Origin of the sequence: Yersinia sp. 2553 StPb PI (assembly GCF_052217105.1) — a bacterium.
GTDB classification, from domain to species: Bacteria; Pseudomonadota; Gammaproteobacteria; order Enterobacterales; family Enterobacteriaceae; genus Yersinia; species Yersinia enterocolitica_E.
This window is the reverse complement of the sequence record NZ_JAZGPX010000002.1, coordinates 2,785,189-2,796,556: the sequence shown is the minus strand read 5'-3', so window position 1 is coordinate 2,796,556 and position 11,368 is coordinate 2,785,189. Positions and strand designations below refer to the sequence as shown.

Sequence of the window (11,368 nt, the reverse complement as noted above, 5' to 3'; positions counted from 1 at the left end):
CCATGCTGTTAATGATTGGCATGCATTGATAAAGCGTACAATCGGTCGGGGAATTTTCTGTGATTTTTAACTGCCACATCTCTCAACTAATACCTAATTTCTCCTTCAGTGATTTTAAGTAGCGGCGACTCACCGGGATATGCCTACCGCTACGGGTAATCACTTCGGCTGAGCCGTTATCCATCAGTTGAATTTCTCCCAGTTGTTCAGTATTCACCATATATTGACGGTGGCAGCGGATAAATGGTGTTTTTTCTTCGAGTGTTTTGAGTGACAACTGGGTATAGCCTGATTGCACTGTCCCGACGACATGCACCCCGCTAAGCTCAGAGCTTAGATATTCTACTTCTTCAATTTTCAGCAAAAAAATACGGTTATGACCGGAACAGGGGATATGCCGCAGCATGGGTTCAGTGATTTTATGTAAATTATTATTTACGGTAAGGCCGCGTCTTAAGCGTATTAGCGTTTTTGCCAGCCGTTGATAATCGAGTGGTTTTAACAGATAGTCAAAGGCGTGCTCTTCAAATGCACGGATAGCATATTCATCGTAAGCGGTAACAAACACGATGTGTGGCATGTTTTCTGGATTCAACATTGATGCCAATTCCAGGCCATTAATTCTTGGCATTTGGATGTCGAGAAACACCACGTCGGGCTGTAAGCGCTGGATTGCAGGGATTGCTTCCAGTGCATTACTGCATTCGGCGACGATCTCAATATCGTGTTCTTCACTTAGTCTTTCGCGTAAATCTTCACGCGCAGGTTGCTCATCGTCGACGATGATGACTCTTAACATACAGCCTCCACAAATTTTCCGCATTCTATCATGGCCTCCGAGGGAGGTTGGGACCATCTGCGGAAACTGCGACTTACCGCAAAAGTCGGACAGAAATAGGGCGGTAAAAGTGTGGTAATTATTTATTTACACATATGGATTGAAAACTTTACACGCCATGGTATTGTGTACCCCATCAAACGATAAATACGCTAAACGACATCCGCTAAACAGAGATAGGGTAAAGAATATGATCATGCAAAAAGATGCGCTCAATAATGTCCATATCAGTGCTGAACAAATACTGATAACCCCGGAAGAACTGAAAAACCAGTTTCCTTTGAGCGACAATGATCAGTATGCGATTGAATCCGCTCGCAAAACCATTGCTGACATTGTTCAAGGACGAGATCCACGTTTATTAGTCGTTTGTGGCCCATGTTCGATCCACGATGTGGATGCTGCTCTGGATTATGCGCGTCGTTTGAAAACACTCTCTGCGGAGTTGAGTGATAGCTTATATATCGTTATGCGTGTCTATTTTGAAAAACCAAGAACTACTGTCGGTTGGAAAGGCCTTATCAACGACCCGGCAATGGATGGCTCTTTCGATGTGGAAGCTGGCTTACATATTGCCCGTCGATTACTGCTGGATTTAGTGGGTATGGGGTTGCCGTTGGCAACTGAGGCACTGGATCCGAATAGCCCGCAATACCTGGGTGATTTGTTCAGTTGGTCAGCAATTGGTGCGCGTACCACTGAATCACAAACTCACCGTGAAATGGCATCTGGTTTATCCATGCCAGTTGGATTCAAGAATGGTACTGATGGCAGTTTGGGCACCGCAATCAATGCAATGCGTGCTGCGGCTATGCCACATCGCTTTATGGGAATTAACCAATCCGGTCAGGTTTGTTTGTTGCAAACCCAGGGCAATCCACACGGTCATGTGATTTTACGTGGTGGCAAAACCCCTAACTACAGTGCACAAGATGTCGCTCAGTGTGAAAAACAGATGCAGGATGCGGGACTCACTCCATCCTTAATGATAGATTGCAGTCATGGTAATTCGAATAAAGACTACCGTCGCCAGACTGCCGTCGCTGAATCTGTGGTTGAACAGATCAAGGCGGGTAATCGTTCTATCACCGGTGTGATGTTGGAAAGCCACATCCACGAAGGGAATCAGTCATCTGAACAACCCCGTACTGCTATGCACTACGGGGTTTCAGTGACCGATGCCTGTATTAACTGGGAAAGCACCGAAACCTTGTTACGTGGCATGCATCAAGAATTGCGTTCAGTGCTGGCGGCACGGACTGTAGAGGAAGAGTAAGTATGGTGGCTGAACTGACCGCTTTACGCGATCAAATTGATGAAGTCGATAAAGCCCTGTTGGACTTGCTGGCTAAACGCCTGCATTTAGTGGCAGAAGTAGGTGAAGTTAAAAGCCGTTATGGTTTACCTATTTATGTTCCAGATCGTGAGGCTTTGATGTTGGCCTCACGCCGACAGGAAGCTGAGGCTTTAGGTGTACCGCCGGATTTGATTGAAGACGTATTGCGTCGGATAATGCGAGAGTCTTATACCAGCGAGAATGACAAAGGTTTTAAAACCTTGTGCCCACAATTGCGGCCCGTAGTCATTATCGGTGGGCAAGGGCAGATGGGGCGTTTATTTAGCCGCATGCTGGGCTTGTCTGGTTACCAGGTGAAAACACTGGAGCAAGAGGACTGGCCACAGGCTGAGTCCATTCTGGCGGATGCTGGTATGGTGATTGTTAGTGTACCCATCCATATCACTGAAGAAGTGATTGGGCGATTGCCAAAATTACCGCCAGATTGCATTTTATTGGATCTCGCTTCGGTGAAAAACAAGCCGCTGCAAGCCATGCTGGCTGCTCATGAAGGGCCGGTTGTGGGTCTGCATCCGATGTTTGGCCCTGATGTGGGCAGTCTGGCGAAGCAAGTGGTGGTGTATTGTGATGGTCGCGACCCGCAAGCATACCAGTGGCTGTTGGAGCAGTTACAGGTATGGGGGGCAAGATTACACCGCATCAGCGCTGTCGAACATGATCAGAATATGGCATTTATTCAGGCATTACGGCATTTTGCGACCTTTGCCTATGGGCTACATCTGGCTGAGGAAAACGTGCAGCTAGAGCAATTGTTGGCACTGTCTTCACCGATTTATCGTCTGGAACTGGCGATGGTTGGGCGGTTGTTTGCGCAAGACCCACAGCTTTATGCCGATATTATTATGTCTTCGGAAGATAATCTGGCGCTAATTAAACGTTATTACAAACGCTTTGGTGAAGCGATTACTTTGCTCGAGCAGAGTGATAAACAAGCCTTTGTCCAAAGTTTTCAGAAAGTTGAGCACTGGTTTGGCGATTATGCAGAGCGTTTTCTGGTGGAGAGCCGTTCATTGCTGCGTCAGGCGAACGATAGCCGGCTATAATCATACCCGTCATTGGTTGCACTTGTTACTCGGCCCATCCTTGGGCCTTGTAAATCCTAAGCGTTGTGAATCTCTAAAGCTGCGTTAACTTGGATTGACCGGAATCACGTTCTCGCTTGGGTAGCAACCCAATATTTTCAATGAACGGGTAATAGGTGCTAAGTCTGCCAGCGCTTTTTGCATCGAATCGGACCGTAAATTAGCCTGCACATCAATATAAAACATCTCTTCCCACGGATTGCCATTAATCGGGCGGGATTCCAGTTTCGTCATGATGATACCGTGGTCTCGCAGCACTAATAGTGCTTCAACCAGTGCCCCTGATTGCTGACCCGTCGCCATAATTAAGGTGGTTTTGGCCGGTATCTGCTCTGAAACTTCAATGGACTTACGGGCAAGAACAATGAAGCGAGTGATATTTTGTTGCTGATTCGCCAGATTATGTTCCAGCACCTGCAAATTATACAGTGCACCACCGGCTTCACTACCCAGAGCGGCGGCTGTTGGCGAGTTCATTTGTGCCACTTTTTCCATCGCCGCAGCAGTGCTTTCGCAATACTCAATTTTCCAATGAGGGAAACGATTAATGAACTGGCTGCACTGCTGGAAAGGTTGTGGGTGACTGTATACGGTTTCGATTTTGCTCAGGTCAGTTTCAGTTGCAACCAGAACACAGTGGTCAATAGGGTTGGTTATTTCCCCTACGATGAACAAACTGGTGTGTTGCAGCAAATCATAAACGTCGTTAATAGAGCCGGAACTGGTGTTCTCTATCGGTAAGACGGCGTAATCCGCTTGCCCGGTTTCTACCTGAGTGAAAATATCTTGGAATTTCTGACAACCACATTCAATCAGTTGCTCAAAATGACGAGCGGCATATTGACGTGCAGCCAGATGTGAATAAGAGCCTTTTGGGCCCAGGAAAGCGATACGGGCAGAATGCAGGGCGGTTTGATTAAGCTGATGTTGTAACAGTGCCTGCTGAGTTAAGACCGAGTCTTCGATAATAAGTTGGAACAGACGAGTGACATAGAATCCGTCGAGGTCATAGGGCTTAGCGGCAGTTATCAAGGCATCCAGTAAGTCACGTTCACGCTCTTTATCGCGAATAGGACGATGATGGAGCTGCTTAGCTTTAGCGACATCCACTGCTAATTCACGCCGCTCTGCCAGCAAGGCGAGCAGTTTTAAGTCTAGTGCGCTGATGCGTTCACGTAGCACCAGTAATGGATTATCGGTCATAGGGATTTGCCTTATTTTTCTGAATGATTATACCCTAAATAATTCGAGCAGCAGGAAGGTAGCCAATGCACATGCAGCTTGAAGTATGACGAGGATATACACATAAAAAAAGCCTCCCGCTTGGGAGGCTTTGTTGTTCGTCTTCGCATTCTTTATCACACGACGAAACGCCTCCCAATCAGGGGAAGGTAAAAAAGAATGCGAAGAAAAACACTTTATTGATCATCGTTACTGGTTACCTGTTTTACTCGTAAGTGTGTTGCCACGAAAAAAATAGTAAAGAAAGTCAGTTCTTAAAACTGATCAGACTCTAAATTAACCGCCAGCCTGAATTGCTGTCAATAAAAAACGCGCCCAAAGGCGCGTTAGATCCGAAATGAGATGGATGGCTCCGGCTATTGTTCTTGCTCGGACTCTTCTTCCTCTACATCTACTGATTCCAGATTAGCTTCTTTAACACTACTTGCTGCGCGGCGAGCTTCACCTTTGTGCTGCACTTTATTTAATTGGCGTTCTAGTTTGGTGATAAGCTCATTAATTGCAGCATACATATCATCATGTTTGGCACTGGCAACCAATGGCCCCATTGGTGTACTGATAGTTGCATCGGCAACAAATCCTTGTGGACCTTTAGACAGTACGATGTGCGGGTTTATTAACTGGGCCTGCCATTTATCCAGTTTGGTGAGACGGTCTTCAACATGCTTGCGAATTGCTGGGGTAATATCCATTTGCTTACTGGTAATGTTGACTGTCATATGACTTACCTCTCTGTCTGCTCCGTCTTGGATAACTTCAGCATACCTCTCTTTCTCACAAAATGTATGATCAAGGTCACTTTTTTTTGTCACTTTTTGCAAAGGTCATGGGAACTGTGATTCAACGTCAGGAATAGCGGCTGGGGGCTTGAATCATTGATTATAATGCCGCATTATTGATAAGTTATATTGCCTGCATTCAGTTAAAAACGGCGTTATTTTTCTGTTTTAGATAGCATATTAGCGCGATAGTCTGATGCAGTGAGTTTTCTCGGCCTACACCAGTAAAGTGAACATCTGCCGTAAGGCAAGAATTGAAAACGGCAGCCTAGGCTGCCGTTTGTTATTTTATCGAGCCAGACAATATCAGGCTGGGTTCGCTGCAATTATCTTGGCAACTTTGTCTGCCTCGGCATTGAGTTGCAGTTGTTTATAAGCATTTTCCATCAATGGCAACGCATCACGGGTTGCTTGAGTATCAGGATAATCTCTCAACATTTGTTCTACACGGTTAACTACCGCGACGTAAGCGCCTCGTTTAGTGTAATATTGCGCCACGGCCAGTTCATGCTTGGCCAGACGATTTTTCAAGAACGTCAGGCGTTTTTGCGCATCAGTTGCGTACTGGCTGTTCGGATAGTTTTGAATCAACTGGTTAAAATCGCGGAATGCGGCCTTGGCATGTTGCGGGTCGCGGTCTGAACGATCAATCCCGAAGAAACCTTGCAATGCGCTGTCATCCAGAGCCATGTCAGTCAAACCACGCATATATAATACGTAATCGATGTTAGGATGTGTTGGATTGAGGCGCATAAAGCGATCGATTGAGGCTTGCGCCAACGGCAGATCAGCAGATTTATAATACGCATAAATCAAATCAAGCTGAACTTGTTGGGAGTAAGGCCCGAAAGGATAGCGGTTATCTAACGCTTCTAGTTGCGTAATAGCTCCCTTAAAGTTACCGTCCTGCAGTTTTTGCTGAGCGGTAGCATAGAGCTCAGAAGGCGGGTTATCGGGAACCACGTCCTTGTTACTGGAGCAACCGGTCAGCACCAGGCTCAACGTGGCGGCAGCCACCAGATATTTCATACGCGTCATGACGTTTTGATTATCCTCGAAGTGTTATTCCGGGAGACTGTCCGTTAAGCTCCCGACAAAGATCTAGATACAATAGCACATTATATTAAACGGCATCGCCGTCAAAACCCAACGTTAACGAACAAGAAGCTGCATATGGCACAACAAGTACAACTCAGCGCAACGGTGGCCGAATCTCAACTCGGTCAACGGTTAGATCAGGCTTTGGCCGAATTGTTCCCTGATTATTCAAGATCTCGCATAAAAGAGTGGATTTTGGAAGACAGGGTTACAGTCGACGGTAAAACAATTAATAAGCCTAAAGAAAAAGTGTTGGGTGGTGAGCTCGTCGCCATTGACGCGCAAATTGAGGAAGATGCCCGCTGGGCGCCTCAAGACATCCCACTGGATATCGTCTATGAAGATAACGATATTTTGGTCATTAATAAACCCCGTGGTTTAGTTGTGCATCCCGGAGCCGGCAACCCAGATGGTACGGTTCTGAATGCGCTGCTCTATTATTATCCTGAAATCATGGATGTCCCGCGCGCGGGTATCGTTCATCGCCTGGATAAAGATACTACTGGTTTGATGGTAGTAGCAAAAACGGTTCCGGCACAAACGCGTTTGGTTGAAGCACTGCAAGCGCGTGAAATTACCCGTGAATATGAAGCCGTAGCCATTGGCAATATGACTGCGGGCGGTCGGGTCGATGAGCCAATTTCTCGTCATTCCACCAAGCGTACTCACATGGCTGTGCACCCAATGGGTAAACCAGCAACTACCCATTACCGGATTATGGAGCATTTCCGCGCCCATACCCGCCTGCGTTTGCGTTTAGAAACGGGCCGTACCCATCAGATCCGCGTGCATATGTCTCATATTAACCATCCACTGGTGGGTGATCAGTTTTATGGTGGCCGTCCGCGCCCACCTAGAGGCGCCTCTGATTCCTTTATTTCCATTCTGCGTGGTTTTGATCGTCAGGCATTGCATGCAACCATGCTGCGTTTGTATCACCCTATCAGTGGTATCCAAATGGAATGGCATGCAGCATTACCAGAAGATATGGTTGAGCTGATAAATGCGCTGAAGGCTGATACTGAAGAATTCAAAGACCAGATGGATTGGTAATGAGTCCCCAACTGATACTTCCAGACTGGCCGATGCCTGCCGGTGTTAAGGCATGTAGCACCACCCGTCACGGTGGTATCAGCGAATCGCCTTATGATTCATTAAACCTTGGTACCCATGTTGGTGATGTTGCAGCCAGTGTGACAGCTAATCGCCAGCGATTAGTTGAACTGGCTGGCTTGCCGCAAATGCCTGTTTGGTTGGAGCAGGTGCATGGTACTCGTGTCCTGCATCTGGATGGTAAGGCGGTAGCTGATGTACAGGCTGACGCGGCTTATAGCCGGGTTGCCGGGCAAGTTTGTACCGTAATGACCGCAGATTGCCTACCGGTCCTGTTTTGTTCATTAGCAGGCGATGAAGTTGCGGCCGCACATGCTGGTTGGCGCGGTTTATGTGCTGGCGTCCTTGAACAGACGCTGGCGCAGTTCAACGCGGCCCCTGCTTCTATTATTGCCTGGTTAGGCCCAGCCATTGGCCCACAGCAGTTCGAAGTGGGTGAAGAGGTGAAACAGGCCTTTATCAATATCGACCCAGCATCCGCCTCTGCTTTTGTTCCCTCAGGCACTAAATATCTCGCTGACATCTATCTATTGGCTCATTTGCGGCTACAGGCTGCAGGCATTCACGCTATTTATGGCGGTAATCGCTGTACTGTGAGTGAAAAACAGCAATTTTTCTCTTATCGGCGCGATGGAATCACTGGACGTATGGCAAGTTTAGTCTGGCTGATATAACCTACTGAATTAGGACGATCCGCTGACGCATAACGAATTACTTTAAATATAGTGTCGAAATAACCTTGAAAATTTGAGGGATGACCTCATCTAATCTCCAGTAGCAATTTTGACCAATATCGGAGGTGTTATGCGTCTGGATCGTCTTACTAGCAAATTCCAGCTTGCCCTCGCCGATGCCCAGTCTTTAGCGCTTGGGCGCGACAACCAGTTTATTGAACCGTTACATTTGATGAGCGCACTGCTCAATCAGGATGGGGGGACGGTTCGCCCATTGTTGACCTCGGCGGGTATTAATGTTGCCAGTTTGCGCAGCGACATTGAGCAGGCTTTAGGTCGTCTTCCACAAGTTGAAGGTACCGGCGGTGATGTTCAACCATCAAACGAGCTGGTACGTGTATTGAATCTTTGTGACAAGTTAGCGCAAAAGCGTGCAGATAAGTTTATCTCTTCAGAACTGTTCGTGTTGGCAGTGCTTGAAGACCGCGGCACCTTAACTGACATGTTAAAGGCTGCCGGTGCAACAACTGATAAAATAGATAAGGCAATTGAAAATATGCGTGGTGGTGACAAAGTCGATGATCCAGGCGCCGAAGATCAGCGTCAGGCGTTGAAAAAATTCACTATCGACCTGACTGAGCGTGCAGAGCAGGGGAAACTTGATCCGGTGATTGGCCGTGATGAAGAGATTCGCCGTACTATTCAGGTGTTACAACGTCGTACCAAAAACAACCCGGTATTAATTGGTGAACCCGGTGTCGGTAAAACCGCCATCGTGGAAGGGTTGGCACAACGTATCGTCAATGGCGAAGTGCCTGAAGGCCTGAAACATAAACGTGTGCTGTCATTAGATATGGGCTCACTGATTGCCGGTGCTAAGTATCGTGGTGAATTTGAAGAGCGTCTAAAAGGCGTGTTGAACGATTTATCAAAACAAGAAGGTAGTGTGATCTTGTTTATTGATGAATTGCATACCATGGTTGGCGCTGGGAAAGGCGATGGGGCGATGGATGCTGGTAACATGCTGAAACCTGCGTTAGCGCGCGGTGAACTGCATTGCGTCGGTGCGACCACCCTGGACGAATATCGCCAGTATATAGAGAAGGATGCGGCGCTGGAGCGGCGTTTCCAGAAAGTCTATGTTGCGGAACCGACAGTCGAAGACACCATTGCTATTTTGCGCGGGCTTAAAGAGCGATATGAACTGCATCACCATGTGCAGATCACCGACCCGGCAATTGTTGCCGCGGCAACACTGTCGCACCGTTATATTTCGGATCGCCAGTTACCGGATAAAGCCATTGACCTGATCGATGAAGCCGGTTCCAGTATCCGTATGCAAATGGATTCAAAACCAGAATCATTGGATCGGCTGGAGCGCCGAATTATCCAATTGAAACTGGAACAGCAAGCGCTGAACAAAGAATCCGATGACGCCAGTAAAAAACGGCTGGAAATGCTCAATACCGAATTAGAGCAGAAAGAGCGTGAGTATTCTGAGCTGGAAGAAGAGTGGAAAGCTGAAAAAGCCTCACTGACTGGGACTCAGAATATTAAGACTGAGTTGGAACAGGCCAAAATTACCTTAGAACAGGCTCGACGTGTGGGTGACTTGGCTCGGATGTCAGAACTTCAGTACGGTAAAATCCCTGAGTTGGAAAAACAGCTAGCGGCAGCCAATGCGCTGGAAGGGAAAACCATGAAGTTGCTGCGCAATCGTGTCACTGAGGTTGAGATTGCTGATGTCCTGGCGCGCTGGACGGGTATTCCGGTATCACGCATGCTGGAAAGTGAACGCGATAAACTGCTGCGCATGGAACAAGACCTGCATAAACGTGTCATTGGTCAGGATGAAGCAGTCGAAGCAGTATCCAATGCTATCCGCCGTAGTCGTGCTGGGTTATCAGATCCGAACCGGCCAATTGGTTCCTTCTTATTCTTAGGCCCGACGGGGGTAGGTAAAACTGAATTATGTAAAGCATTGGCCACGTTCTTGTTCGACAGCGACGATGCCATGGTGCGTATTGATATGTCAGAGTTTATGGAGAAACACTCCGTATCTCGGCTGGTTGGTGCACCTCCGGGCTACGTTGGCTATGAGGAAGGTGGTTATCTGACGGAAGCGGTGCGCCGTCGTCCTTATTCTGTAATCTTGTTAGATGAAGTGGAAAAAGCACATCCTGATGTGTTCAACATCTTGTTGCAGGTATTGGATGATGGTCGCTTGACTGACGGGCAGGGGAGAACGGTTGATTTCCGTAACACGGTTGTCATCATGACCTCTAACCTCGGTTCAGATTTGATTCAGGAACGTTTCGGTGAAAGAAGTTATACCGAAATGAAGAATATGGTGATGGAGGTTGTTAGCCATCACTTCCGTCCTGAATTTATTAACCGTATAGATGAGGTGGTTGTCTTCCATCCGCTTGGTCGAGCACATCTGGCCTCAATTGCCAGTATTCAACTGGAGCGGCTGTATAAACGTCTGGAAGAGCGTGGCTATCAGGTTACCATTACTCAACCTGCGTTGGAGTTCCTGGGGGAAACCGGCTTTGACCCTGTTTATGGTGCACGGCCATTGAAACGCGCGATTCAGCAGGAAATCGAGAACCCGCTGGCGCAGCAGATACTTTCCGGCAAATTAATCCCGGGAGTACCTGTTACTTTAGATGTGGAAAACGGGCATATCATTGCCAGACAGTAATCGTTAATCCTCAAGGGGGCGAGAAATCGCCCCCTTTTTGTTTTCTTTTTCGCCATATTTGCGATTTTTGCCGTATTAATGAGCGGTTGAAAAGTTTTTTCAAATTAGGGGTTGCAGGCTGGCAGGAACTCCCTATAATGCGCCTCCACTGACCGGGAACAACGAAACATACTTCGCCGGGTCAGGAAGCGAAAAGAATGATTTTGACTTCGAAAGAAACCAAAGAAACTCTTGACTCTTCAGCGGGAAAGCGTATTATCTGCCTCCCGCGTTACCGTAAGATTCGCCGAAAGGCAAACGGGTAACGAACGCTCTTTAACAATTTATCAGACAATCTGTGTGGGCACTCGCAAGACGATATCGAAGCCTGTTTCGGCAGGCAGAAGAAATATCAAAGTCTTGAAGAGTGACCAAAGCAGTACACATTTGAACTTCGGTTCGAATGCATATTTGCAGAAAGTAATCTTTGAGCATCGCTGCT

The 11,368-nt window shown here is 47.4% G+C and carries 9 protein-coding genes and 1 other annotated feature; of the genes, 5 read left to right on the top strand and 4 right to left on the bottom strand.

From position 1 onward, the window contains the following. Positions 1-82 precede the first annotated feature (82 nt). Positions 83-799: a two-component system response regulator BtsR gene (gene btsR, locus V2A84_RS14370; RefSeq protein WP_083160225.1), complete on the bottom strand. Its 717-nt coding sequence runs from the start codon at positions 797-799 to the stop codon at positions 83-85. Positions 800-1,034: 235 nt separating this feature from the next. Here btsR and V2A84_RS14365 point away from each other — a divergent pair, with 235 nt between their 5' ends. Next, complete coding sequence (locus tag V2A84_RS14365) at positions 1,035-2,114, top strand: 3-deoxy-7-phosphoheptulonate synthase (RefSeq protein WP_083160223.1); 1,080 nt, start codon at positions 1,035-1,037, stop codon at positions 2,112-2,114. 2 nt (positions 2,115-2,116) lie between these two features. Then, positions 2,117-3,238 (top strand): bifunctional chorismate mutase/prephenate dehydrogenase, encoded by a 1,122-nt coding sequence (tyrA, locus tag V2A84_RS14360; RefSeq protein ID WP_083160221.1) that lies wholly within the window; start codon positions 2,117-2,119, stop codon positions 3,236-3,238. 84 nt (positions 3,239-3,322) lie between these two features. On the opposite strand, the gene pheA is transcribed toward tyrA, so the two are convergent. The 3 genes from pheA to bamD form a co-directional block, all read right to left on the bottom strand. After that, positions 3,323-4,480 carry a bifunctional chorismate mutase/prephenate dehydratase gene (gene pheA, locus V2A84_RS14355; RefSeq protein WP_083160219.1) on the bottom strand — a complete coding sequence of 386 codons (1,158 nt, stop codon included), beginning with the start codon at positions 4,478-4,480 and terminating at the stop codon, positions 3,323-3,325. A gap of 102 nt (positions 4,481-4,582) precedes the next feature. After that, positions 4,583-4,707, bottom strand: a sequence feature (Phe leader region). Positions 4,708-4,875: 168 nt separating this feature from the next. Then, on the bottom strand, positions 4,876-5,238 hold the full coding sequence (gene raiA, locus V2A84_RS14350) for a ribosome-associated translation inhibitor RaiA (protein ID WP_083160217.1): 363 nt from the start codon (positions 5,236-5,238) through the stop codon (positions 4,876-4,878). A 366-nt stretch (positions 5,239-5,604) separates the two neighbouring features. Then, the gene (gene bamD / locus V2A84_RS14345; RefSeq protein ID WP_032905545.1) at positions 5,605-6,336 is read right to left on the bottom strand and encodes an outer membrane protein assembly factor BamD; all 732 of its coding nucleotides are present in this window, start codon (positions 6,334-6,336) and stop codon (positions 5,605-5,607) included. A 135-nt stretch (positions 6,337-6,471) separates the two neighbouring features. On the opposite strand from bamD, the gene rluD reads away from it, so the two are divergent. The 3 genes from rluD (at position 6,472) to clpB (ending at position 10,887) form a co-directional block, all read left to right on the top strand. Beyond that, positions 6,472-7,449: a 23S rRNA pseudouridine(1911/1915/1917) synthase RluD gene (gene rluD, locus V2A84_RS14340; RefSeq protein ID WP_083160215.1), complete on the top strand. Its 978-nt coding sequence runs from the start codon at positions 6,472-6,474 to the stop codon at positions 7,447-7,449. Next, entirely contained in the window at positions 7,449-8,183 is a 735-nt protein-coding gene (gene yfiH / locus V2A84_RS14335; protein ID WP_083160213.1) for a purine nucleoside phosphorylase YfiH, read from the top strand. The genes rluD and yfiH overlap by 1 nt, the downstream gene beginning before the upstream one ends. Positions 8,184-8,313: 130 nt before the next feature. After that, complete coding sequence (clpB, locus tag V2A84_RS14330) at positions 8,314-10,887, top strand: ATP-dependent chaperone ClpB (RefSeq protein WP_372558124.1); 2,574 nt, start codon at positions 8,314-8,316, stop codon at positions 10,885-10,887. Positions 10,888-11,368 lie beyond the last annotated feature (481 nt).